Annotated in this window: 21 protein-coding genes; 11 read left to right on the top strand and 10 right to left on the bottom strand. The window is 69.6% G+C overall.

Going from position 1 to position 23164, the window contains the following annotated elements:
* Window positions 1–11 precede the first annotated feature (11 nt).
* From MYSTI_RS27805 to MYSTI_RS44230, 4 genes are read left to right on the top strand one after another with little or no spacing between them, the layout of a single operon-like run.
* Window positions 12–986: a class I SAM-dependent rRNA methyltransferase gene (locus tag MYSTI_RS27805; RefSeq protein WP_015351139.1), complete on the top strand. Its 975-nt coding sequence runs from the start codon at window positions 12–14 to the stop codon at window positions 984–986.
* 36 nt (window positions 987–1022) lie between these two features.
* Window positions 1023–2294, top strand: coding sequence for a serine/threonine protein kinase (locus MYSTI_RS27800; RefSeq protein WP_015351138.1), 1272 nt, complete (start codon window positions 1023–1025; stop codon window positions 2292–2294).
* Window position 2295: 1 nt separating this feature from the next.
* Window positions 2296–3090 carry a tRNA pseudouridine(38-40) synthase TruA gene (gene truA / locus MYSTI_RS27795; protein WP_015351137.1) on the top strand — a complete coding sequence of 265 codons (795 nt, stop codon included), beginning with the start codon at window positions 2296–2298 and terminating at the stop codon, window positions 3088–3090.
* A gap of 21 nt (window positions 3091–3111) precedes the next feature.
* The gene (locus tag MYSTI_RS44230; RefSeq protein WP_015351136.1) at window positions 3112–4041 is read left to right on the top strand and encodes a hypothetical protein; all 930 of its coding nucleotides are present in this window, start codon (window positions 3112–3114) and stop codon (window positions 4039–4041) included.
* Between the two features lie 141 nt (window positions 4042–4182).
* Here MYSTI_RS44230 and MYSTI_RS27785 read toward each other — a convergent pair whose 3' ends face one another.
* Window positions 4183–5793 carry a Na+/H+ antiporter gene (locus tag MYSTI_RS27785; RefSeq protein ID WP_015351135.1) on the bottom strand — a complete coding sequence of 537 codons (1611 nt, stop codon included), beginning with the start codon at window positions 5791–5793 and terminating at the stop codon, window positions 4183–4185.
* A 433-nt stretch (window positions 5794–6226) separates the two neighbouring features.
* Between MYSTI_RS27785 and MYSTI_RS41025 the strand changes: the two genes are divergently transcribed.
* Entirely contained in the window at window positions 6227–6991 is a 765-nt protein-coding gene (locus MYSTI_RS41025) for a DUF11 domain-containing protein (RefSeq protein ID WP_169558667.1), read from the top strand.
* Here MYSTI_RS41025 and MYSTI_RS27775 read toward each other — a convergent pair.
* The 8 genes from MYSTI_RS27775 to MYSTI_RS27740 all read right to left on the bottom strand — a co-directional run bounded on the left by MYSTI_RS27775 (window position 6980) and on the right by MYSTI_RS27740 (window position 15964).
* A complete protein-coding gene (locus MYSTI_RS27775) occupies window positions 6980–7876 on the bottom strand; it encodes an ATP-grasp domain-containing protein (protein ID WP_015351133.1) in 897 nt (298 codons plus the stop codon). The genes MYSTI_RS41025 and MYSTI_RS27775 overlap by 12 nt on opposite strands.
* Window positions 7877–8225: 349 nt before the next feature.
* Window positions 8226–9293 (bottom strand): N-acetyl-gamma-glutamyl-phosphate reductase, encoded by a 1068-nt coding sequence (gene argC / locus MYSTI_RS27770; RefSeq protein WP_015351132.1) that lies wholly within the window; start codon window positions 9291–9293, stop codon window positions 8226–8228.
* Window positions 9290–10351: a hypothetical protein gene (locus MYSTI_RS27765; RefSeq protein WP_015351131.1), complete on the bottom strand. Its 1062-nt coding sequence runs from the start codon at window positions 10349–10351 to the stop codon at window positions 9290–9292. Before MYSTI_RS27765 ends, argC begins: the two co-directional genes overlap by 4 nt.
* A gap of 4 nt (window positions 10352–10355) precedes the next feature.
* Window positions 10356–11549 (bottom strand): argininosuccinate synthase, encoded by a 1194-nt coding sequence (gene argG, locus MYSTI_RS27760; protein ID WP_015351130.1) that lies wholly within the window; start codon window positions 11547–11549, stop codon window positions 10356–10358.
* 11 nt (window positions 11550–11560) lie between these two features.
* Window positions 11561–12925 carry an argininosuccinate lyase gene (gene argH, locus MYSTI_RS27755; protein WP_015351129.1) on the bottom strand — a complete coding sequence of 455 codons (1365 nt, stop codon included), beginning with the start codon at window positions 12923–12925 and terminating at the stop codon, window positions 11561–11563.
* On the bottom strand, window positions 12918–13979 hold the full coding sequence (locus MYSTI_RS27750) for a M20/M25/M40 family metallo-hydrolase (protein ID WP_015351128.1): 1062 nt from the start codon (window positions 13977–13979) through the stop codon (window positions 12918–12920). The genes argH and MYSTI_RS27750 overlap by 8 nt, the downstream gene beginning before the upstream one ends.
* Window positions 13976–14902, bottom strand: a complete 927-nt coding sequence (gene argB / locus MYSTI_RS27745; protein ID WP_015351127.1) for an acetylglutamate kinase — start codon at window positions 14900–14902, stop codon at window positions 13976–13978. The genes MYSTI_RS27750 and argB overlap by 4 nt, the downstream gene beginning before the upstream one ends.
* 51 nt (window positions 14903–14953) lie before the next feature.
* Window positions 14954–15964, bottom strand: coding sequence for an N-acetylornithine carbamoyltransferase (locus MYSTI_RS27740; RefSeq protein WP_015351126.1), 1011 nt, complete (start codon window positions 15962–15964; stop codon window positions 14954–14956).
* A gap of 183 nt (window positions 15965–16147) precedes the next feature.
* On the opposite strand from MYSTI_RS27740, the gene MYSTI_RS27735 reads away from it, so the two are divergent.
* The 5 genes from MYSTI_RS27735 (at window position 16148) to MYSTI_RS27715 (ending at window position 21170) form a co-directional block, all read left to right on the top strand.
* Entirely contained in the window at window positions 16148–16576 is a 429-nt protein-coding gene (locus MYSTI_RS27735) for an arginine repressor (RefSeq protein ID WP_015351125.1), read from the top strand.
* 111 nt (window positions 16577–16687) lie between these two features.
* Window positions 16688–17920 (top strand): vWA domain-containing protein, encoded by a 1233-nt coding sequence (locus MYSTI_RS27730; RefSeq protein ID WP_015351124.1) that lies wholly within the window; start codon window positions 16688–16690, stop codon window positions 17918–17920.
* Window positions 17921–17929: 9 nt separating this feature from the next.
* On the top strand, window positions 17930–18637 hold the full coding sequence (locus MYSTI_RS27725) for a response regulator transcription factor (RefSeq protein WP_015351123.1): 708 nt from the start codon (window positions 17930–17932) through the stop codon (window positions 18635–18637).
* Window positions 18634–20394 (top strand): sensor histidine kinase, encoded by a 1761-nt coding sequence (locus MYSTI_RS27720; RefSeq protein WP_015351122.1) that lies wholly within the window; start codon window positions 18634–18636, stop codon window positions 20392–20394. The genes MYSTI_RS27725 and MYSTI_RS27720 overlap by 4 nt, the downstream gene beginning before the upstream one ends.
* 191 nt (window positions 20395–20585) lie before the next feature.
* A complete protein-coding gene (locus tag MYSTI_RS27715; protein ID WP_233277971.1) occupies window positions 20586–21170 on the top strand; it encodes an ECF-type sigma factor in 585 nt (194 codons plus the stop codon).
* 19 nt (window positions 21171–21189) lie between these two features.
* Here the strand turns inward: MYSTI_RS27715 and MYSTI_RS27710 are convergent, their stop codons facing one another.
* Window positions 21190–22539 (bottom strand): erythromycin esterase family protein, encoded by a 1350-nt coding sequence (locus MYSTI_RS27710; protein ID WP_015351120.1) that lies wholly within the window; start codon window positions 22537–22539, stop codon window positions 21190–21192.
* Window positions 22540–22607: 68 nt separating this feature from the next.
* On the opposite strand from MYSTI_RS27710, the gene MYSTI_RS27705 reads away from it, so the two are divergent.
* A complete protein-coding gene (locus MYSTI_RS27705; protein WP_015351119.1) occupies window positions 22608–23162 on the top strand; it encodes a molybdopterin-binding domain-containing protein in 555 nt (184 codons plus the stop codon).
* The last annotated feature ends 2 nt before the right edge of the window (window positions 23163–23164 follow it).

Here is a 23164-nt window from a genome sequence, read left to right as displayed (position 1 = left end):
ACAGGGGGCTCATGCCCACCCTCGTGGACACGCTCCGGACCGCGCACGCCCGACGCGGTGCCCTGCTGACCGATGCCCGCACCACCGCCTTCCGTGTCCTCCACGGCGGGGCGGATGGCGTCCCCGACGTCACGGTGGACCGCTTCGGTGGCCTGTATGTCGTCAGCCTCTATCGGGACTTCACGGCCTCGGAGGAGGAGGCGCTGCTCGACGCCGCCGTGGCCGCGTGGGCCCCGGACAGCCTCTACCTCAAGCGCCGCCCTCGCGAGGCCCGGGTCCTGGCCAACGTGGCGAAGGAGACGCTGGCGCCGGAGACCGCCGCGCGCGGTGCTCCGGTGGAGTCGCTCACGGCGCTCGAGAATGGCGTGTCGTTCCTCATCCGTCCGGGGCAGGGGCTCTCGGTGGGGCTGTACCTGGACATGCGCGACACGCGGGCGTGGCTCCAGCAAGAGGCCCAGGGCCTCACGGTGCTCAACCTGTTCGCATACACCTGCGCGTTTGGCGTGGTCGCCAGGGCCTCCGGCGCGAAGCGGGCGCTCAACGTGGATGCCAGCCGGCGCGTGCTGGAGTGGGGCGAGGAGAACGCGCGCCTCAACGCGCAGCCCGTGGACCGCTACGACTACATCGCGGGGGACGTCTTCGACTGGCTCAAGCGCCTGGCGAAGAAGGGGGAGACCTTCGACCTCGTCGTGTCGGACCCGCCGTCGTTCTCCAACACGAAGGAGGCCCGCTTCTCCGCCGCGCGCGACTACGCCCGGCTGGCGGAGGCCGCCGCGCGGGTGGTCGCCCCCGGGGGCAGATTGGTGGCCTGCTGCAACCACGCGGGCCTGCCCATGAAGCGCTTCGAGGCCATGGTGGCCGAAGGGGTGGCCCTGGCGGGCCGTCAAGGCCGCGCGCTGAGCTCCTCGGGGCCTTCTTCCCTCGACTTTCCGAGCGCTCCTGGAGAGGAGCCCGCTCTGAAGGTCCACGTCGTCCAACTTCGTTAGCGTCAGGCCCCCTGGCGCGGGTAAGGTCGGGACGTCATGTCTCCCGTCGCACCGCAGCAGCGTGAGGCCGGTCGTTTCGGTAAGTACCGGCTCGTGGACCGCATCGCCGTCGGAGGGATGGCGGAAATCTTCCTGGCGCAGCAGGAGGAGGAGGACGGGCGCGAGTCGCCCGTGGTCATCAAGCGCATCCGCCCGCACCTGTCCAAGCACGCGGCCTTCGTGAAGATGTTCCTCAACGAGGCGCGGCTGGCCGCCCAGCTCAACCACCCCAACGTGGTGCAGATTCACGACCTGGGGAAGATCGCCGACAGCTACTTCATCGCGATGGAGTACGTGGCGGGGCGGGACATGCGGCGCGTCGTCCCCAAGGCGGAGGCGCTCGGCATTCCCTTCCCGCTGGTCTACGCGATGAAGATTGCCTCGTGTGTCTGCGCGGGCCTGCACCACGCGCACACGAAGGTGGACCTCTACGACAACCCGCTCAACATCGTTCACCGCGATGTGTCGCCGGAGAACATCGTCGTCGCCTTCGACGGCTCGGTGAAGATTCTCGACTTCGGCATCGCCAAGGCCTCCAACCAGGTGAGCCAGACGCGCACCGGCGAGGTCAAGGGCAAGCTCAGCTACATGAGCCCGGAGCAGTGTCTGGGCAAGGCGCTGGACTGCCGCAGCGACGTGTTCTCGCTGGGCGTGGTGCTCTACGAGTGGCTCACGGGCTTCAAGCTCTTCACCGGCGAGTCCGAGGTCGCCGTGATGCGCAGCATCACCGAGGGGAAGATCTACGCGCCCTCGTACTTCCTGCCGGAGCGCGTGGAAGTCATCCTGATGAAGGCGCTGGAGCGCGACCGCGAGCGGCGCTACCAGACGGCGGCGGAGATGCAGCGCGACCTGGATGACTTCCTGGACGCGTACGACTTCACGCCCACGCCGCTGCACCTGGCCAACTTCATCAAGCAGCTCTTCGAGGAGGAGCTCCAGGAGGAGACGAGGAGGACGAGGTCTCGGGCCGCCACCGCGCCGACGGCGGAGGATGCGCTGGAGCTGTCGGAGGTCGCCACCGCGATGGAGACGGCGAGCCCGCCCGTCGTGGCCGAGCCCCCTCCCGCCATCACCGCCCCCCTCACCATCCCGCCGGGCATCGCCGCGCTGGCGCCGGGAGGGCCCGACGAGCGCACCGAGCCGCGCATGCTGGCCGTGCCGCTCACCGCGGAGCTGCTGGAGGCGCTGGAGTCGGTGGCGCGTCGCAACGACGTTCCGCCCGGGCGCATGGTGGCGGAGCTCCTCGAGTCCTGGCTGAAGTACCGCTGACATGCCTCGGTTGAAGCTGACGCTCGAATACGAGGGCACGCGGTACGTGGGCTGGCAGGTGCAGGCCAATGGGCGCTCGCTCCAGGCGGTCATGGAGGAGGCCCTGGGCACGCTGCTCGGCGAAGCGTCCGTGGCTGTCCGCTCCGCGGGGCGCACGGACTCGGGGGTGCATGCGACGGGGCAGGTCATCTGCTTCGACACGGAACGCACGCTGCCGATGAAGGCGTATGTCCAGGGGCTCAACGGCATCCTGCCCCCGGATGTGGCGGTGGTGAGCGCGGAGGAGGCCCCCGAGGGGTTCGACCCGAGGCGCTGGTCTCGGGGCAAGCGTTACCGTTACCGGGTGAACAATCGCCGGACGCGGTCTCCGCTGCTGCGGACGACGCACTGGGAGGTGTTCACCCCGCTCGACGTGGAGGCGATGCGGAGGGCGGCGGTGCACCTGGTGGGGCGGCATGACTTCTCCGCGTTCCGGGCGTCGGACTGCCAGGCGAAGCACGCGGTCCGGGAGGTGCGCAGCCTGCGCATCGAAGGGGAGCCCGGGGGGCCCATCGCCTTCGTGGTGGAGGGCACGGCCTTCCTGAAGCACATGGTCCGCAACCTCGTCGGGACGCTGGTGGACGTGGGCAAGGGCAAGCGGCCGGAGGCATGGGTCGCCGAGGTGCTGGCCTCCGGGGACAGGAAGCGGGCGGGCCCCACCGCGCCGCCCCAGGGGTTGGTGATGGAGGAGGTCTTCTACGGGGATGGCCCGCCTCCTCGAACGAGTGGCGGCGAGGCAGACGAGGACGAGGGCTGAACTGGGGTAGTCTTCGCGGCCGTGAGCCCCAAGACGAGTGTCCTCGAGCCGCTGCGCGTCCGAATCCGCCGATTCCAGTTCATCGTGGGACTGGGTTTCATCGCGCTTGTCGCGGGCTCGGCCCTCAGCGTGTCGTTGACGCTCCGACTCAGCCTGCGCGTGCAGGCACTGCCTTTCATGCCCCTGAAGATTCTGGCGGCGGTGCTGCTGGAGAACCTGTGGCTGCTCGGCGTGTTGCCGCTGCTCTGCTACGGCGCGGGCCGGGTGATGGAGCTCAAGCCCTGGCACACGGCGGGTGGCGCGGCCGTGTCGGGCTCGGTGTTCGTCATCGCGCTGGGCTTCGTGCAGGGCGGCGTGGACTCCCTGTGGATGGGCGGGCTGGGCTCCGTGCTGAATGTCGCCGCGTTCGGCGTCGGCATCGTCGTGAGCGCGAAGGCGCTGATGATGGGTCGGGCCGCCGCCGCGCAACAGTCCGTGCAGACGCAGGCGAAGGCCGAGGAGCGGAAGTCCGAATACGACGAGTTCCTCCGCGCCGCCGAGCAGGGTGGGGCGCGGCTGGAGCAGCGCGAGGCTCAGGGTGCCGCCACGGCGGGGGCGCCCGTGGCGGATGCGTCGTCGTCCGTGGTGGAGGCGCCCGCGCCTGTCGCGGACGTGTTGTCACCCGCGCCGTCCACGCCCGCGTCTGTGGCGGATGCGTCGTCCGTGGCGGAGACGCCCGCGCCCGTGGTGGATGCGTCGTCCGTGGCGGAGACGCCCGCGCCCGTGGTGGATGCGTCGTCCGTGGCGGAGACGCCCGCGCCCGTGGTGGATGCGTCGTCGCCCGTGGTGGCCCGTGAGAGCGCACCGGGGCCAACGGAGGAGCGCGCCGGGCAGGTCATCCACCTGCCCGAGCAGGCCGCGTCTCCCTCTCCCGTCGAAGCCGCCGACGCGTCGAAGACTCCAGCGGCCTGAGTCTCGGTAGCGTGTCCGTGGGCGGAGCGGACGGGGCTCTCCGCCCATCGGACGACACTGTCAGGAGGGCCGATGGCCTGAGGCCCGGCCGTCTGTCCGTGGGTGGAGAGGACGAACCTCCCCACCCATCGGACGCTGCCGTCAGGTTCCGGTGGCGCCCGCGGGATTCGCAGGCACCGCGGGCGCGGACGTGTGGTTCTCCGCCGCGTCGGCTTGCGCGATGCGCTCGTCCAGCTCCGCCGTGAGCCGCTCGAAGGCTTCCTTGCCGATGGTCGCGGACTGGTAGGACTTGAGCAGTGCCTCCTTCTCCACGATGAGCATGCGGCGGACCGCCTCCTGGTGCTCCTCCTCGTGGAAGCGCATCGACTGCTGCTTGAGCTCCGTGAGCTCCTTCTCCGTCACGCTCTCCTTCGCCTGATAGTCCTTCTCGAGCTGGTTCAGCACGTCCCCCGGAATCTCACGGGAGCGGCGCATTCCCTCCAGCGCGGCGAGCGCGGCGTGGATGGAGCCCAGGCGGCCTCGCGCGAGCTCGTACTGCTCCTGGTACGCATCCTTCAGCCCGGTGATGCCCAGCTTGCGCAACAGCGGCGCCATCGAGAGGCCCTGGATGATGATGGACAGCACCACCACGCCGAACGTCATGTTCACCAGGAGCTCCCGGTGGGGGAAGTCCGAGGGAAGGCTGAGCACCAGCACCATCGAGATGGCACCGCGCAGGCCGCTCCAGGTGAGCACCGCGCTCCAGGTCCACGGCAGTCGCTCGGACGTCAGCCGCAGGAGCGCGGACATGCCGTACACCACCACCGCGCGCCCCACGAGCACGGCCACATAGGCCGCGAGGATGGGCTTCCACGATGCGAGCAACGAGCCCAGCTGCACCTCCATGCCGATGAGGAGGAACACCACCGAGTTGAGCGCGAAGGACCAGTACTCCCAGAAGCTCTCCACCGCGACGCGCGTGGTGGGGCTCATGCCCTCATGCGTCGCCCAGTTGCCGCAGAGCATGCCGGCCACCACCGTCGCGATGACGCCCGAGTAGTGGAAGTTCTCCGCGATGACGAACGAGCCGTAGGCCGCGATGACCGTGCAGGTGATCTCCACCATCGCGTCGTCCACGCGCTGGATGACGCGCGCGGCGATGTAGCCCACCACGCTGCCCACCAGCATGCCCATGCCCACGACCTTGACGAAGTTGAAGGCCGCACCGCCCCAGGTGAACTGCCCGCCCGTGGCCACCGCCACCACCAGCGTGAAGAGCACCACGGCGGTGCCGTCGTTCAGCAGGCTCTCTCCCTCGACGAGGATGAGCAGGCGCTTGGGTGCGCCCAGCGACTTGAACAGGCCCACCACCGCGATGGGGTCCGTCGAGACGATGACCGCCGCGAACACCAGCGCCGGAATCAGCCCGAAGCCCTCCGCCGAATCCATCCCCTCCACCCAGGGCGAGAGGATGAGCGCCGTCAGCCCCGCCGACGCGGCGACACCCGGGATGGCCATCGAGTGGATGGCCACCTTGTTCTTCCAGAACTTGCGGAACTCGACGTGGAACGCCGCCTCGAAGAGCAGGCCCGGGAGGATGATGGCGAACAGCAACTCCTTGGTGAGATGCGGCGGCTCGAAGGCGCGCACCGCGCCCAGCGTCAGCCCCGCCACCACCAGGGCCACCGTGTAGGGAATCTTGAAGTACCGCGCCGCGATGGCCACCGCGGTCGCGACTGCGAAGATGAGGACGAAGGCCAATTCGAAGTGCATCGTTCCTTGCCTGATTTGACGTCAAACGTTCTGGGCTCGGTATACCGCAGATGCGCGTGGGGGCGGGAGCCGTGGGCAGGAAACAGCGGGGCGGGTGCCTGACTACCCGGCACCCTGGGACTTGCGGGAGGCGATTCGTACCGAGGTGGCGCGTCGCCGGCCATCACCCTCGCTCCCATGAGAAGGCAGCCATTCACGAACGGCCCCATGCGTGGAGAGTGTTCAGTGGTGACGGTTGCGGAAGAGGAGTGGCTTGTTGAGCAGTCGAAGGACTTCTATGCGGCGACCCTCCAATTGAAGGGAGTCGTCCATGAGTGGCAGGGGGAAGTGGGTGTGGCAGGGGGTTCTGATGTTTGCCGTTGTTTTCGCTGCGGGGCCCGGGAGCTCTGGGGCCGCGGCAGCCAGCCCGATCGTCGTCGTCGACTCGACGAGCATGTTACGAATCGCCGTCGCGGATGATGAGGTCCAGCCGGGGCAGACGCTGGCGTTTACCCATACGTTCACGAACATCTTCAACAGTCCGCTCGTGGCTTCGTATGCGAGTTATCCCGTCTCGCTTCCGTTGACGCTCACGGGGTGTGTGCCGGTGGAGGCTTGCACTCAGGTCTCGGGTTCCTATCGCATCTCCGCCGCGCCTCCGGACCTTCCATTGGGTGAGGCTCGTACCGTCACCGCGTACTTCACCGTGTCGCCTTCCGTGCCAAGGGGGAGTCGAATCGGTGTGGTGGCGGGGTTCTCCTTCCGAGAGAGGGGCGGCACTCTGCGCAGCGGTCCCATGCCGGGCTTTGACTTGTACGTCCCGGCTCAAGCGGACATCGGAGTCCAGTTGCGCGCGCAGGCGCCGCTCCTGGGGAGCAACGTGCTCTATACGTTGGCGGTGCGGAACGATGGGCCCAACGATGCATGGCTCACACTGGTGAAGACCACGCTTCCTGCTTCCGTGCTGCTGGTCACCCCCTCTTCGGACGATTGTTCGTTCGATGTGGGGACTCGGGAGGTTCTCTGCGGGATGTACGAACTGGCGCCGGGCGACTCCAGGAGCCTGTCGTTCACCGCATACTATGGGGTCCTGGCGCTGGGGCCGCTGGATGCGACAGCGACGACGACTCAAGTCGACCCAGCGGACCCCAATCCCCAGAACGACAGCTCGACGGCGTCTTGCACGGCCCTGACTTCGCTCTTGATTTCATGTCCGTGAGCGACTGAGGCCCGACGAGCCTCCCAGCAGCGGCTCGAAGAGGACGCGCGGGTCCAGTCCCGGAGGGAGCCCAGAGACTCCTCCGTCGTTCACCTCGATGACGGCCCACCCGCCGTCCTCGAGCATCGCGACGTCGAGGGAGAAGAAGGGGGAGTCGATGCGGCGGCCCAGGGGCTCGAAGGCGGAGAAGTCCGGCGTGTCGACGTCGAACTCGTGGTGCTGCTCGGCGGCGAGCAGTCGCCCGTGCCCGAAGAAGAGGCGGAACTCCAGGTGCGCGGGCCCGGTGGGTGTGCGGCCGTAGACCTTGAGGGGCAGGTACTTGCGGACGACGAGTCCCCGCTCGAAGCGCTCCCCTCGCTCCTCCACGAGGTTGGCGCAGATGCGCGCGAAGTCCTCGCGCGTGGCCTGGGCGGGAACGAAGCAGGCCTCCTCCCAGCGCTCCTTCGCGGACTTCACGTGGTCCTTGAGAATCCACGGAGAAGGGCCGAGCGCCTGCGCCGCCCTCCAGGCCTCGTCCGCGTCGGTGCCCTCCGTCCAGACGGAGCGCGCGGTGTAGCGCGAGAGGTTGGGGTACCAGAGTGGCAGGTACAGCGCGGCTGCGTATTGGTCCGGCGAGGTCATCAGCCGGTGCCCTCGCTCGGAGAGGGCTTCGTCGAGCGTGGCGTACTCCTCCTCGGTGAGCATCCACCCGCGATAGAGCAGTCGGAGCCCGCCGCGCTTCGGCACGGCCTCGAGCGCGTGCTCGGTGTTGCCGTTGAGCAGCGCGGCCAGGTCCACCTGGTAGGTGTCGAAGCCCAGGGACTCCGCCGCCTCCGCTTCCACGTCGAAGGTGTCGTACTGCGAGGGGTTGCGCCCGAAGAGGACGGCGCGTGCGCGGGAGGGCATGGCTAGCGCCCTCCCTGGTTCACGGTGGCCGTCCGGGCTGGGCGCGTGACGGGAAGAGGACTGACGCGAGGACATCCACCTGCGGCTTCCGCGATGGGCATGCGCGACCTTTCATCCACGAGGACGCGCCTTCCTCTCCAGGCAGCAGGGGAGGGGCGCGAGGGCGTCGTGGACGAGGGCATTCCAGGAGTCTGACGCGTCGGCGGCGGATTCTCACGCTCGAGCGCGCACGCGGTTCCTGGAAACAGAGGGTGCTTCTCGTGCTCGACTTCCAGGCACGGTGAAGCCTGACGAAGAGCACCCTCGAGCCCGCTCCGGATGGGCCCCGGAGCGGGGGGACTTCATCGGCCTACGGGTAGCAGGCCGCCTGCCGCAGACCGGTGTCCTCGGGCAGGCCCAGGGACACGTTGAAGTTCTGCACCGCCTGGCCGGCCATGCCCTTCACCAGGTTGTCCAGCGCGGCCATGACGGCGACGGAGCGGCCCTTCGTCGCGACGGAGATGTCGCAGAAGTTGCTGCCCGTGACGGCGGCGATGCGGGGCGTGCCCTCGACGATGCGGACGAACTTCGAGCCCTCATAATAGCGGCGGAACTTCTCCGTCAGCGACTGCGTCACCACCGCGCCGCCGTGCTCGGGCCACTCGAACTGCACGGTGGCGAAGATGCCGCGCACCATGGGCGCCGAGTGCGGCACGAAGGCCAGCCGGTGACGCTGGGCGCCGTGCGCCACCAGCATGACCTCCACCTCCGCCTCGTGCTGGTGCTCCAGCGGCTTGTACGCGCGGAAGTCATGCGCGCGGGTGGGGTGGTGCGTGCCCTCGCCCGGCAGGGAGCCGGAGCCGGAGGAGCCCGTGACACCCGACACGGCCAGCAGGCCCAGGCCCGGCGTGGACGCGATGGGCAGCAGCGCCAACTGCACCGCGGTGGCGAAGCAGCCGGGGTTCGCGATGCGACGCGCGCCCTTGAGTTCCTCGCGCTTCCACTCGGTGAGGCCGTACGTGAAGGTGCCCAGCAGGTCTGGCGCGGGGTGCGGCTTGCCGTAGGCGCCCGCGTACCGGCCCGGGTGGTCCAGCCGGAAGTCGCTGGACAGGTCCACGAGCAGGACCCTGTCGGCGAGGCCGACCTCGGCCCACTTCTTCTCCAGCGCCAGGAACTGCGTGGCCAGCTCGCCGTGCCCCAGCGCGCTGAACACCACCGGCTGCTGCGAGTCCGCCAGCCAGCGCCAGTCCGGCTCCGCCTCGAAGGTCGCGTCCACCAGTCCGCGCAGGTGCGGGTGCACCTTGTGGACGGGCGCGCCCGCGTGGTGCCGGGACACGACGCGGATGCCCGCCACGGCGGGGTGGCCGGAGAGAATCCGCAAGAGCTCGCCGCCGCCGAAACCGGAGGCTCCCAAGATGTAGATATGCGCCCGCGTCATGACTTCCTCCCCGCACCCAGCTTGGGCGCGAGCTTCTCCAGGATGAGACCACCCAGTGCCGCCGCGTCCGCGCGAGCGTTGCGCGCGGGCACTCCCACCACCTGCTCGACGAAGCGCACGCCCACCGCGTTGTCCGTGGCGGGACCCGCGAGCACGTCCACGTCGATGCTGTACGTCTCCTTCAGGTGGCGCACGCCGCCGGCGGCGCCCACCGGGTCGTTCGCGCACATCACCCACGCGCCCGCCAGGCCCTTGAGCTCCGGGTCCGCGAGAATCGCCTGGACGCCGTACTCGCCCATGATGCCGTCACCCGTCTCCGCGACGATGACGTCCACCTCCGCCGCGGCCATCTCGGAGAACAGCACCCGCGCCACGCGCGCCGCCGTGCGAGGCCCCGTGCACACGATGCCCGCGTCCGTGAAGTCCATCACCACGTCCGCGCCGGAGTCCTGCATGCTCAGCGTGTCGCGCATCAGCGACACACCCGTCAGCTTCGCGCCGCCCACGCGGTAGCCCGCCTGCGCCAGCTTGCGCACCATCGCGCTGGCCGCGTACGTCTTGCCCGCGTTCATGCACGTGCCCACGACGTAGACGACGGGGCACTTCACCGGCGTCGAGCCGCCCTTCAGCGCGCCCGAGGAGATGTGCGCCGGCTGGCCCTCGCGCGACATCAGCTCCGGGAACTCCAGCACCTGGCCCAGCACCTCGGCCTCGAAGGGCACGCCCACGCCCGGGTTGTGCGAGGTGCACTTGCCGATGACGCCGCCCATGTTGAGCACGTTGAGCCGCTGGCCCACCACGACGGACTCGGGCACCACGCCCTCGTAGCCGTGCAGCGCGTTGCGGTGACCCAGGGCGCCCACCATGATGTCGCCCCCGTGCAGCGTCACCAGCCGGCCGTTGCAGTCCTCGAGCTGGTTGTAGACGCTCTTCTCGCCATGGATGCGCACGGCGATGACGGCGCCTTCCTCCGCCTTGACCTCGGTGGTGAGGTGAACCGTGCGGCCCAGGCCCAGGTTGCGGGTGACACTTCCGACCTTGTCGACGAAGACCTTCATGATGTCAGCCTCCCTTCGCCCGGTGCGAGAGCATCTGCGCCACGCCGTACAGCTTGGCGAAGCCCGCCGCTTCCGAGCCTGTCCACAACACGTTGGCCTCGCCGTACGTCGCCACCTTCGCGTCCATCAGCGAGTGCGGTGAGCGCACGCCCTCCACCACCATCGAGCGCGGGTGGAGCATCAGCCGCACCTCGCCCGTCACGCGCTCCTGCGAGGACGTGAGGAACGCCTCCAGGTCCTTCACCAGCGGGTCGAAGAAGTGGCCCTCGTGCAGCAGCGAGCCGTAGAGGTTGCCCACGGTCTCCTTCCAGAAGAGCTGCTTGCCCGACAGCACCAGCTTCTCCAGCTCGCGGTGCGAGGTGATGAGCAGGTGCGCGGCGGGGGCCTCGAAGCCGACGCGGCCCTTGATGCCGAGGATGGTGTCGCCCAGGTGCACGCCCCGGCCGATGCCGTACTGGCGGCCCAGGACGTTGAGCGCCTCGACGAGGTCCACGGGGCTCAGGGCCTTGCCGTCGAGCGACGTGGGGATGCCCTGCTCGAAGCCCACCGTGAGGGGCCGAGGCTTCAGGTCCGTGGGAATCTCACCCGCGGGGAAGGCCGCCTCGGGCAGCGCGCTCCACGAGTTGAGCGTCTCGCTGCCGCCCACGGACGTGCCCCACATGCCCTCGTTGACGGAGTAGGAGCCCAGCTTCGGCGGCATGTGGATGCCGCGCTCGGCCAGGTACGACAGCTCCTGCTGACGGCTCAGGCCCAGCGTGCGGATGGGGGTGAGCAGCTCCAGGTCTCCCGCCAGCGAGCGGAAGGCCACGTCGAAGCGCACCTGGTCATTGCCGGCGCCGGTGCTGCCGTGGGCCAACGACTGCACGCCCTTCTCGCGCGCCACGCGCACGACCTCCACCGCCTGGCACGCGCGCTCGGCGGACACGCTCAGGGGGTAGAGCTGGCCGCGCAGCACGTTGCCGGCGATGAGGTGGCGCAGGTAGCCCTGGAACAGCGTGGCGCGCGCGTCCACCTTGATGTGCTCCACCGCGCCCAGCTTCGCGGACAGGGCGGCGATGCTCGCCAGCTGCTCGGGCGGGAAGCCACCGGTGTCCACGGTGACGGTGGTGACGGTGTAGCCCTGCTCGCGCAGGTACACCGTGCAGAAAGCGGTATCGAGTCCGCCGGAGAAGGCCAGCACCACGTTCTTCTTGCTCATCACTTCACTCCTCACGGGGAAGGGTTGTTCAGGTCCCAGACGCGCGCGGAGGCGGTGGCCAGCGCGTGGTGGGTGTCGTCGAGCCAGGCGCGCGCGGCGGCCAGCTCCTCTCGGGCCTGGGGCAGGCCCAGGTTGCCCGCGCCACCCAGGTGGGTGGCCGTCAGTGCCTCGCGGTCCGGGCGGAACGTGCCGTCGGCGAGCTCGCGGCCCACCTGCCGGTATGCATCGCGGAACGCCTGTCCACCCGCCACCAGCGTGTACGCATGGTGGGCCGCATACAGCGTGTCGTCACAGGCGCGCGCGGCGGCGTCCGCCTTCACTTGCAGCACCGGCACCAGCCGCGTCAGCACGTCCAGCAGCGAGCGGCTGGACGTCAGCGCCGCGAGGGTGGGGCGCTTGAGGAGCTGGAAGTCTCGGTGGTAGCTGGAGGGCAGTCCGCCCGCGATGGCCTCCACCTGGTGCGCCAGTCCGCGCAGCTCGCGGCAGCGGCCTCGCGCCAGCTCCACCACGTCCGGGTTCTTCTTCTGCGGCATGATGGACGAGCCCGTGGTGAACGCGTCCGGCAGCCCGAGGAAGCCGAACTCGTCCGTGCTGTAGAGCTGCACGTCCCACAGCCACTTCTCCAGCGTGTTCGCGACGCCGCACGCCCAGCTCAGCACCGCCAGCTCATGGCGGCCCCGGCCGTTCTGCGCGTCGATGGGGCTTCTCTGCACCCGACTGAAACCGAGCAGCCGCGCGACGTACTCCCGGTCGATGGGCAGCGGCACGCCGAAGCCCGCGGCGGCGCCCAGCGGGCAGCGGTCCAGCCGAGCCCACACGCCGCGCAGCGCCTCCAACTCCTCCAGCAGCCCCTCGGCGAAGGCCATGCCCCACATGCCGAACGTGGACGGCATCGCGCGACGCAGGTGGGTGTAGCCCGGCATCGGCACCTGGGCGTGCGCCTGCGCGAAGTCGAGGAACGCCTCCGCCAGCTTGACGGCGCCCGCCCCCAGCGCGAGCACCTCCTCGCGGAGGAACAGCCGCGTCGCGAGCAGCACCTGGTCATTGCGCGAGCGCGCCAGATGGATGCGCTTGCCGGGCTCGCCGATGCGCTCCACCAGCGCGGCCTCGAGCGCGGTGTGTCCGTCCTCCTGCTCGGGGAGGATGGTGAAGCGGCCCGCGCGCGCCTCGTCGTGCAGCGTCTTCAGCGCGCCGACGAGCGTGCGGGACTCCTCGGGCTTCAACAGGCCCACCTTGCCCAGCATGCGCGCGTGCGCGGCGCTGCCCAGCGCGTCGTGCGGCGCCAGGGACAGGTCGACGATGGGGTCGTCGCCCACGGTGAACCGGTGGATGACCGCGTCCAACGCGGCACCCTTGCCCCACAGGGTCTCAGCCACGGGCCGCCTCCTCGAAGTAACCGCGCAACAGTCGCGTGTAGAAGGCGGCGCCGGCTTCCAGCTCCGCCAGGGTGAGGTACTCGTCCGCCAGGTGGCTCCTCAGCGTGTCGCCCGGCCCCACCTTCACCGTGGGAAGCTCCCCCAGGAAGGCCCAGTCGGACGTGGTGCTGGAGCCCACGGGCTGCTCGCCCGACGCGGCCATCGCCGCCCGGACGATGGGCTGATTCGAGGCCGTCGCCTTCGGCAGGTACCGCGCCGAGTGCACCTTCACCTCGCTCTTCAACACGCCGCCCAGGCCCGTCGCCACCTGCGCGTGGTCCATGCTCGGCGTGGTGCGCAGGTCCACGAAGAACTCGCACGCGTCCGGAATCTGGTTGCGCGCCAGCCCCCCGGAGATCTGCGTCACCTGTGCCCGCGCCTCACCCAACAGCGGATGCGACGGGAAGCGCAGCTCCGCCAGCGTGGCGATGTCTCCCGCCGCGACGTGGATGGCGTTCACCGCGCCCGCGTTGTGCGCGTGCGCGACGTGGGAGCTCTTGCCGTGCGCGGTGCAGCGCAGGAGCAGCATGCCCCGCTGCGCCGTGCAGGGCTTGAGGCTGGTGGGCTCGCCCACCACGGCGGCGTCGAGAGGGCCCAGCTCGGGCAGGAGCGTGCCCAGGCCCTGGCCTCCAGTCTCCTCCTCGGCGGTGAACGCGAAGACAAGCTCTCCGCCGAGCGACGCGCCTTCCTTCAGCAGCGTCCGGGCCGCGACGAGCATCCCCGTCACGCAGCCCTTGGCGTCGTTGCTGCCCAGGCCGTACAGGCGGTCCTCACGCCACTCGGGCGCGTGGGGCGCGTACGTCCACCCGGCACACGGCTTCACCGTGTCCAGGTGCGAGTTGACGAGCAGCCGGCGCGGCCCGCTTCCCACGGAGAACCACACATTGTGGCCCTTGCGTTGGACGCGCGCACCCCAGCCCTCCGCCCACCCGGACACCGTGTCCGCGATGAGTCGCTCGTCACCCGAAACGCTGGGGATGGCCACCAGCGCCTGGAGCAGCTCCGCCGCCTTCATCCCGCGGTCCCCGCGTTCTTCGGAGCCTTCTCGCGGACCACCATCGTGCCGCTGCCCTCGTTGGTGAAGACCTCCTCGAGGAGCGCGTTGGGCGCCACACCGCTCACCAGGTGCACGCTGCCCACGCCGCCGACCAACGCGTGGCGGATGGCGTGCGCCTTGGGACGCATGCCGCCGGAGATGGTGCCCTGGTTCTCCATCGTCGCCAGGTCCGTGAGGTTCGCCAGCGTGACGAGCGACGTCGGGTCGTTCAAGTCGCGCAGGAGGCCCGGCACCTGGACCAGGAAGAAGAGCTTCTCCGCCGACAGGGCCACCGACAGCGCCGCCGCCACGGTGTCTGCGTTGGTGTTGTAGACGGAGCCATCCACGCCGCCGGAGAGGGGCGCGATGACCGGCACGTAGTCCGCGGAGCGCAGGTGCTCCACGACGCGCGTGTCCACCTGCTCGATGTCGCCGACGAGCCCGTAGTCCACGAGCCTGCCCTCGGTGGCCCCCGGCTCCGTCACCATGACAGGAGGCCGCTTGCGCGCCTTGATGAGCCCGGCGTCCACGCCGCTCAGGCCCACCGCGGGCACGCCCGCCGCCTGGAGGTCCGCGAGCAGGTCCGTGTGCAGCTTGCCGGCGAGCACCATCTTCGCCGCGTCCAGCACGGGCGCGGAGGTGACGCGGCGGCCAGCCACCTTCTCCACCGGCAGGTGGAGGGCGTCACAGAGCGTGTCCAGCTCCGGGCCGCCGCCGTGCACGACGACGGGGCGGATGGAGAAGGTCCACAGCAGGGCAATCTGCTCGCACGCGGAGCGGCGCAGGCGGGGGTCGCTCAGCATGGCGCCGCCGAGCTTCACGACAAACGTCTTGCGCCGGAACTGCTGCACATAACGCGCGGCGTGGCGCAGCGCGGAGTACGGGTCGGGTGACAAGGGCACGGGAGACCTCGAAAGAAAGAGAGAAGGAGAGGCGCGCCTGGGTGGCGCCGCTCAGCGGGACTGCGAGCGCATCCAGTGGAGCAGGGAGCGCTGGACGTGGAACCGGTTGCCGGCCTCGTCCACCACGCGACTGCTCGGGTGGTCCAGGACCTCGTCGGCCACCTCCACGTTGCGGCGCACGGGGAGGCAGTGCAGGAACGCGGCATCCTTCGCCGCGCGGGACATGGTGCGCAGCGTGGGCATCCAACCGGAGTAGGACGCCAACAGCGCGGTGACGTCGTTGGGCGAGAAGGCCGCCGCGGCCGTCGGGCCCCAGGACTTGGCGTACACGGCGCGGCTGCCCGCGAGTGCCTCGTCCTGCTCATGCGTGTACGTGATGCTGCCGCCCGTGGCCTTGGCGTAGGCCTCCGCCTCCGCGCGCACCGCTGGGTGCAGCTCGAAGCCGGGAGGGTGGGCAACGCGGACCTCGCACCCGGCCGCCGCCGCGCTCAGGAGGAACGAGTTGGGCACCGCCTTGGGCAGGGGCTTGATGTGCGGCGCCCACGTCAGCGTCACCGGCAGCTTCTTCGTGGTGCCGAACTTCTCGCGCAAGGTCAGCACGTCCGCCAGGCCCTGGCAGGGGTGCTCCCGCGCGGACTCCATGCTGACCACCGGCACCGTGGCCCACTTGCGGAAGGCGTTGATGATGGGGTCGACCTCGTCCTCCTCGTCGCCGCCGCCCTGGGAGAAGGTCCGCACGCCCAGCATGTCCACGAAGCGCGACAGGACGGGGGCGGCCTCCTTGAGGTGCTCGGCCCGGTCCGCGTTCATCACCGCGCCCTCGCGGTGCTCCAGCTTCCAGACGCCCGCGCCCACATCCAGGATGATGGCGCTGCCTCCCCCGCGCAGCATCACTGCCTCGAACGAGGTGCGCGTGCGCAAGGACGGGTTGAAGAACACCATGCCCAGGATGCTTCCCGGGAAGAGCGAGCCCGGAGCCTTCTGCTTCCAGGCCTCCGCCTGCGCGAGGACTGCCTCTACGCCCTCGGGGCCGAGATCCTTGATGTGGGTGACGTGCTTCATGGGCCTGCGCTCCCCGGCCTGGACCGGATGCATACGTGGATGAATATGCACGCGTATGCGTGCAGTTCCGCGAATAGGCGGCGGATATTATGCAGAAGGACGCGGCGCGCAAGAGCATTGTTCCCCGAGGCCGATCATTCAGGCGCCTTGCATGGAAATTCACCTCCATGCATCTTGGTGAAAATGAACCTGGACGACGAAATCCTTCGGCTCATCACGGAGCAGGAGATCAGCGATCAGGCGGTCTTGCAGGAGCTGCTGGAGGCGGAGGGGCAGGCGCCCAGCCAGTCCACGCTGTCGCGGCGGCTGAAGAAGCTGGGCGTCCAGAAGGTGGGTGGGCGCTACCAGCGCATCGCGTCGGTGGAGCCTCCGACGGTGACCGCCGAGCGCCAACGCATCCGCATCATCGAGGCGCCGCCCAACATGCTCGTCGTCAGGACGTCGCCGGGTTACGCGCCCGCGCTCGCGGCGGCGTTGGACCGGGAGCCGGAGGTGCCGGGGCTCGCGGGCACCGTGGCGGGCGACGACACCATCTTCGTCGCGGTGACGGACCCGTCCCGGCTGCGGGAGGTGCGCTCGGTGGTGGAGCGGCTGATGCTCCAGAGTGCCTGAGTCGAAGGCCGCCGTGAGGCTGGTTACACGGCGGTTACACCTTTCTGGGGGGCTCCATCGTTACTGTCCTGACCGTGCTCGAAAGGGCACCGCTACCCGAAAGGACTCACGATGAAGCCGGCCCTCAAGCTCCCTGTCATCCTCGGCGCAGCCGTGGCGCTCGCGGGCTCCGCCCTCCTGCTGGGCAAGCCCTCGCCCACGGCGCCCATCCCCTCGAGGCTCGAGGGGCCGCCGCCTGTCACCCAGGCCCCCGCGAGCCCGCCGACGAAGCCCGTCGCGCCCCAGGCCGAGGGTTCGGCCCCCGTCATCCAGATCGCCATCCTCCTGGACACCAGCGGGAGCATGGACGGACTGCTGGACCAGGCGCGCACGCAGCTGTGGAACATCGTGAACCGCTTCTCGAAGGCGAAGCGCGACGGCGTGGCGCCTCGGCTGGAGCTGGCCCTCTACGCCTTCGGCTACAGCGGGGAGGGCGCCGGCCAGAACGAGATTCGCCAGCTGATGCCGTTCACCACGGACCTGGACTCCATCTCCGAGCGCCTCTTCGCCCTGCGGACGTCCGGTGGCTCCGAGCACGCCGGCGAGGTCATCCTGGAGGCCACCCGGAAGCTCGCCTGGAGCAAGAACCCGGACGCGATGCGGCTCGTCTTCATCGCGGGCAATGAGTCGTTCGAGCAGGGCCCCGTCGACTTCCGAGATGCCATCCACACCGCCCGCCGGCATGGCATCACCGTGAACACCATCCACTGCGGTGATTACGAGACGGGCATCTCGGACCACTGGAAGGAGGGCGCGACGCTCGCGGATGGCAGCTACATGAACATCGACCAGAACCTGAAGGTGGTGGAGCTGGCCGCGCCGCAGGACGAGGAGATTGCCCGGCTGGGCGCGGAGCTCAACAAGACCTACGTCGTCTATGGCGGCGCCCGGGGAGAGGAGAGCCAGATGCGCCAGGCCGCGCAGGACAAGGCGTCGCGGGGCGTGTCGATGTCCAACATGGTGGCCCGCTCGATGGCGAAGTCCTCCGGGAACTATTCCAACGAGAGCTGGGACCTGGTCGACGCGGTGAAGAAGAACAAGGTGGACCTGGGGGCGGTGCCGGCCGCGGAGTTGCCGGAGCCGATGCGCGGACTGGACGCAGAGGGCCGCAAGGCGTGGCTCGCCGCGCGTGAGCAGGAGCGGGCCGACTTGCAGAAGCGCATCCAGGAGCTGAGCAAGGCGCGTCAGGAGTTCCTCGTGGCCGAGCGCAAGAAGCAGCCGTCTCCGGAGCAGGAGTCGCTGGACGGCGTCATCGGCCAGGTGGTGACGCGCGAGGCGGCCAAGCGCAAGTTCACCATGGAGTAGGATGCCGACATGGCCGCGCGCCGAGTACTTGTCGTCGAGGATGACCCCGCCATCCGGCGCGGAATCGTGGATGCGCTGCGCTTCGAGGGCTACGAGGTCCTCGAAGCGGGCGTCCGGGAGGAAGGCCAGCGAATCGCCGAGCGCACGCCGGTGGACCTGGTGCTGCTGGACCTGGTCCTCCCGGATGGGGACGGGCTGGACCTGCTCAAGGCGGTGCGGAAGAGCCGGCCGACCCTCCCCGTCATCATCCTCACCGCTCGGGGCCAGGAGGAGGACCGGGTGATGGGGCTGAAGCTGGGCGCGGACGACTACGTGGTGAAGCCCTTCTCCGTGCGGGAGTTGCTGGCGAGGGCGGGCGCGGTGCTGCGGCGCTCGGCGGAGCGCCCCGTGGGCACGGACCGCGTCGAGTTCCCCGGAGGCCACTTCGTGGTGGAGCGCCGGGAGCTGACGTTCGACGACGGCTCCCGGACGGACCTCTCCGAGCGCGAGGCGGAGGCCCTGCGCTACCTGGGCGAGAACGCGGGGCGGGCCATCTCCCGCGAGGAGTTGCTGGAGCGTGTGTGGCACCTGCCAGCCCGGAGCGTGCAGACGCGCACGGTGGACATGACGATGGCGCGCCTGCGCGAGAAGCTCCGAGATGACTCCACCGAGCCGCGCGTCATCCTCACCGTGCGCGGCAAGGGCTACATGTTCTCCGCCTCGGACGGCGCGAGATGATTCGCTCGTGGCGCGTGTGGCTCGCGGTGAGCGCCTGCTTGTTGTTGGCGCTGGCCGGTGTGGTGTGGCTGTCCGTCTTCGCCTCGAGGCTGGACCGCGCGGACCGGCAGGCCCGTGAGAGCGCGGCGCGCGAGGAGAACGTGCGGCTGGCGCTGTGGCGGCTCGACTCGGAGTTGCTGCCGCTGGTGGCGCGAGAGAGCGCGGTGACGGTGGGGGCCTATGAGGCCCTGTCCCCCGCGCGCGGGGTGGTGGACGGGGAGCGCCAACCTCTCCAGGAGGGACGGGCCTGGGTGGCCTCCCCCTTGATGTCGGGACCACCGGAGCATGTCCTGCTCCACTTCCAGATGGGCCCCACGGGAGGGGTCTCCTCGCCGCAGGTGGTGGACCCGTCGCTGCGAGACGCGCTGGGCGTGCCGCACCCCGAGGTCGGCGAGCAGGTGCTGCGGCACCGGTTGGCGCAGGTGTCCCACCTGCTCAAGGTCGCCTCCGTGCGGGAGGCCCTGGTGAATCAAGCGTCCTCCGAGTCGAGGCAGAAGCCCTCTCGTGAGGACCGGAAGCGGATTCCCGACGAGCTCCAGTGGACGAAGAACGCGAGCGAGTTCGATGCCCGCTCGCGCAGCGCGCGCCAGGCCGCGAGCCAGAACCTGTCCGGCTACAACAAGGTGTCGAACGTCTTCCCGAAGGTGGCCTCGCCCGAGGTGGCGGAGGACATGCGGGCCCTCTGGGTGGAGGACGCCTTGTTCCTGGGGCGTCGCGTCCAGGTCAACGGCGAGGAGTTCATCCAGGGATGCTGGCTGGACTGGCCGGAGCTCCAGCGCTGGCTCCAAGGAAGGGTGGCCGACTTGCTGCCGGGCGCGACGCTGGAGCCCGTGAAGGACGCCACGGTGGAGACAGGCGAGGGACGGATGCTGGCGGCGTTGCCGGTGCGATTGGTGCCGGGCGCGGTGCCTCGCGAGCGGGGCTCGTCCGGGGCCTTGTCGTCGCTGCCCGCGGTGTTGACGGTGGCGTGGAGCGGCGTGGTGCTCGCCGCGGTGGCCGTGGTGGCGCTGTTGGCCGGAGTGATGTCCTTGAGCGAGCGCCGGGGCGCGTTCGTCTCGGCGGTGACGCATGAGCTGCGCACGCCGCTGACGACGTTCCGGATGTACACGGAGATGCTCGCGGCGGGGATGGTGCCGGATGCCGAGCGCCGTCAGGAGTACTTCGACATCCTCCACCGCGAAGCGGAGCGGCTGAGCCACCTGGTGGAGAACGTGTTGTCCTATGCCCGCATCGAGCGAGGACGCACGCCCGCGAGGCTGGAGCGGGTGTCGGTGGGCTCGTTGTTGTCTCGCATGGAGGAGCGACTGTCTCAGCGCGCGCTCCAATCCGGCTTGTCGCTGTGTGTCGATGTTCCGCGAGACGTGGTGGTGATGACAGACCCCTCGGCGGTGGAGCAGGTCCTCTTCAACCTCGTGGACAATGCGTCGAAGTACGGGGGGAGCACGGAGGACCCTCGCATCCACCTCGAGCTCGAGCGGCGAGGCTCGCGAGTGGGGCTGTCGGTGAGGGACCACGGGCCCGGCGTCGACGCCGCGACGGCCCGCAAGCTCTTCGAGCCCTTCTCCAAGTCCGTGCAGGCCGCGGCGAAGTCCGCGCCGGGCGTGGGGCTGGGGTTGGCGCTCTGCCGCAGGCTCGCGCGCAGCATGCGTGCCGACCTGCGTTACGAGCGCGTCCGCGAGGGCGGTGCCCGCTTCGTGCTCTGGCTTCCCTCCGCCTGACGTCGGGTCCTCGACGAATGGAAACAAGCCCGCAAGCCGGATGCTCGCGCGGCGCATGTCGACCTTCCACGTACAGGTGGGAAAATCCTACCCAGCAGGGAATTGTCGGCATTCACGAAAAACAATTCTTTATTCTCAAGATCTACGGCGGAGGTCGTTCGACTTCTTGGCAGGCGCGGCGAAGTGACTCGATGGGATGTGAGACCCAGGAGGACACGATGGGCATGCCGGAGATGGCCTCTCTGCTGGAAGGTGCTCGCAACGGGAGCTCGGAGGCTCGAGACAACCTGCGGCGGGTGACGTACCACGAGCTTCGCGAGATGACGCATGCGGCCATGAGCAGTGGGGTGCCGTGTCCCACCGTCCGGCCCATGTTGTTGTTGCGAGACATGTGGTTGCGGTTGGCCGGGCATGTGACGGACGTGGACCAGCGCAGACAGTTCCTGGGCGCGGGGGCCCAGGCGATGCGGCGCGTGCTCGTGGATGGGGTGCGTGGGCGGGATGCCCGTCGCCGGGAGGCGCAGCGTGAGTCGCTGCGGCTGCGCGACGAGGTCCCCGACTCCCCGGCGGGTGTGGACGTCGACGTGCTGGACCTGGAGCGGATGTTGGTCTCGCTGGAGTCCTTCAAGCCGCGCCTCGCCCGGACGGTGGAGCTGCGCTACTTCGCGGGGCTGGGCATCCACGAGACGGCCGCGGTGCTGGGAGTGGCGCCCGCCACCGTGCGTCGTGACTGGGCTTACCTGCGCGGCTGCATGTGTGAAGGCGTGGGGCACTGACACCCCACGAAAGGTGTCTTCAGCGCGGAGTCGGTCCCGGGGCGTGAGCCTGGGGAAGAAACACGATGGCGTCGGTGACGGTCCGCACTGGACCCAGGCCCTCGCTGGTCTCCGTTCCAAAGGGCCACGACTGGTCGACGACGCTGCCAGCCGGTACACGCTCCATCCGCACGAAGTACCGTCCGGCCGTGCGGGCCAGCGTGGCCTCCAGCGAGTCGGGGCGCGGCTGGACGACCGAGAGGCCGGTCCGCGACGTGGGCATGTATCGAGTCCCTTCGCCATAGAGCAGCCAGCAGACCCACAGGCTGCCGGGATGGTCCTGTTCGATGCGGGTGCCCAGGCTCCGCCACATCGGAAGGTCATGCGGGGCACGTCCGTAGCGGAGGACCTCCGAGTCACGCGCCACATGCATGTCATGCCCGAGCAAGACCACCCGCGCATCGACGGGAAGGGACTGGGCCCAGCGCCTGTATCGCGCATGCATCTGTGACTCGCGCTCATCGAACATCCGCCGCATGCGCAGGGGGCCTTGCGCGGAGGTATCGGCCTGGGACGCACGCCACTCGAAGAAGGTGCGGTAGGAGGAGGCCAGTTGGTCGAGCGCCGCACGCGCCGCATCCACCTGCGTCGCGCCGCAGTCCGCGTCGAGCCGGGTGCGTTCGGTCGTGAGCTGGGTGATGAGCTGGTCGAGCCGGCTCACCTCGAGGGTGGGCGTGGTGTTCCTGGGAGGAGTCAGTTGGACGCGAAGCGCGCGCACCGCTGGGGTGTCCGCGCAGGACTCGAGTGAACGCCGTGCATCGGCGTAGCCCCCACCGGGCGCGGCGTCGAAGTCGAAGCCAGCCACATGAAGCCGTGCACCCTGTGCAAGTCCGAGCTCGCGCAGCTTCCGGAAGAATGAGCGTTCGGCCTCGGCCCAGGCGTCATCCGGTGGGCGACGGTCGCCTCGGGTGACAGGGGCAAGCTCGCGGCGCTCGTCGTCATCCTCTCCGGCGTAGCCATGCAGCACCACGCGGTGCAGCCATCGCTCGTCGCCCGTCTCCAGATAGCGATCAATCCGCCCCGCATCCGAGGCGCCCATCTCGAGCGCCACGTGACGCACCCCATGGTGCTGCACCAGGAGTCGGAGGAAGGCCAGTCGGTACTCATACTTCTCCGCGACGAAGTGGTCTCCCTCGCCCAGCGCGAGGACCCGGTGACTCATCGCCGCGCGTTGCACCTCGGCGGCGATGGTGTCGGGGAGTGCCTCGGGCCACTCGGGGCCGAGGTCGAGCACCGCGGTGGGAGGGAGCACCGGCACCGTCGGCGCGGCGCAGCCCCAGAGCGCCAGCACGCACGTCGCCACCACGACCCAGGCCAGGGAGGTTCGCATGGGACTTCAAGTTAAGCGGCAAGTAATTTCTGTCAAACGATAATGAATCGCCGTGCTACGATGCATTCATGGTCGCAACCCTGCACTCGTTGGTGGCGCCTCCCAAGATGCGTCGCACGTCATCCGAAGCCCCGCTGCGCCTCGCGTATCTGTTCCGTGCGTTCGCCGTGGCCATCCCCGTGAGTGTCCTCGGGGTGGTCGTGTTGTCGCCCGTGGACGAACTCGCGCGTGCCCTGGGGGTTCCCTCGCCGACCGAGCCAGGCCTCCTCATGCGCATGGCGCTGACAGGACTCGCGCTCGCGCCGGTGCTCGCCACGTCCCTCTCGCTCGAGGCGTTGCGCCGCTGCGCGCTCGCGGTTCACGACGGGCAAGGTCTGACGCTCGAGCTGGCGAGGCACCTGCGGGCCGCGGGCACATGGATGCTCGTGTCGAGCGCGGGCGCGCTCTTCGTGCCGACACTGGCGGGGTTGGTGCTCTCCGCCGCGAGCGGGAAGGTCACCCTCATGGTGCACGTGGGAACGGGCGTGGTGCTGCCCATCATCCTCGCGGGCGCGCTGCGGTTGCTCGGTGGGGTGGTGGTCTCCGCCGCCGCCATGGCCGAAGACCACTCACGGATTGTGTGAAG

This window comes from Myxococcus stipitatus DSM 14675, assembly GCF_000331735.1.
GTDB lineage: Bacteria > Myxococcota > Myxococcia > Myxococcales > Myxococcaceae > Myxococcus > Myxococcus stipitatus.
Note: the sequence above shows the minus strand (reverse complement) of the source record. Positions and strands in the feature narration are given on the sequence as shown.

Coding starts and splice junctions, on each gene's coding strand:
- MYSTI_RS27805 (WP_015351139.1), top strand. CDS start 12: ATGCCCACCCTCGTGGACACGCTCCGGACCGCGCACGCCCGACGCGGT.
- MYSTI_RS27800 (WP_015351138.1), top strand. CDS start 1,023: ATGTCTCCCGTCGCACCGCAGCAGCGTGAGGCCGGTCGTTTCGGTAAG.
- truA (WP_015351137.1), top strand. CDS start 2,296: ATGCCTCGGTTGAAGCTGACGCTCGAATACGAGGGCACGCGGTACGTG.
- MYSTI_RS27785 (WP_015351135.1), bottom strand. CDS start 5,793: ATGCACTTCGAATTGGCCTTCGTCCTCATCTTCGCAGTCGCGACCGCG.
- MYSTI_RS41025 (WP_169558667.1), top strand. CDS start 6,227: ATGTTACGAATCGCCGTCGCGGATGATGAGGTCCAGCCGGGGCAGACG.
- MYSTI_RS27775 (WP_015351133.1), bottom strand. CDS start 7,876: ATGCCCTCCCGCGCACGCGCCGTCCTCTTCGGGCGCAACCCCTCGCAG.
- argC (WP_015351132.1), bottom strand. CDS start 9,293: ATGACGCGGGCGCATATCTACATCTTGGGAGCCTCCGGTTTCGGCGGC.
- MYSTI_RS27765 (WP_015351131.1), bottom strand. CDS start 10,351: ATGAAGGTCTTCGTCGACAAGGTCGGAAGTGTCACCCGCAACCTGGGC.
- argG (WP_015351130.1), bottom strand. CDS start 11,549: ATGAGCAAGAAGAACGTGGTGCTGGCCTTCTCCGGCGGACTCGATACC.
- MYSTI_RS27750 (WP_015351128.1), bottom strand. CDS start 13,979: ATGAAGGCGGCGGAGCTGCTCCAGGCGCTGGTGGCCATCCCCAGCGTT.
- MYSTI_RS27740 (WP_015351126.1), bottom strand. CDS start 15,964: ATGAAGCACGTCACCCACATCAAGGATCTCGGCCCCGAGGGCGTAGAG.
- MYSTI_RS27735 (WP_015351125.1), top strand. CDS start 16,148: ATGAACCTGGACGACGAAATCCTTCGGCTCATCACGGAGCAGGAGATC.
- MYSTI_RS27730 (WP_015351124.1), top strand. CDS start 16,688: ATGAAGCCGGCCCTCAAGCTCCCTGTCATCCTCGGCGCAGCCGTGGCG.
- MYSTI_RS27725 (WP_015351123.1), top strand. CDS start 17,930: ATGGCCGCGCGCCGAGTACTTGTCGTCGAGGATGACCCCGCCATCCGG.
- MYSTI_RS27720 (WP_015351122.1), top strand. CDS start 18,634: ATGATTCGCTCGTGGCGCGTGTGGCTCGCGGTGAGCGCCTGCTTGTTG.
- MYSTI_RS27715 (WP_233277971.1), top strand. CDS start 20,586: ATGGGATGTGAGACCCAGGAGGACACGATGGGCATGCCGGAGATGGCC.
- MYSTI_RS27710 (WP_015351120.1), bottom strand. CDS start 22,539: ATGCGAACCTCCCTGGCCTGGGTCGTGGTGGCGACGTGCGTGCTGGCG.
- MYSTI_RS27705 (WP_015351119.1), top strand. CDS start 22,608: ATGGTCGCAACCCTGCACTCGTTGGTGGCGCCTCCCAAGATGCGTCGC.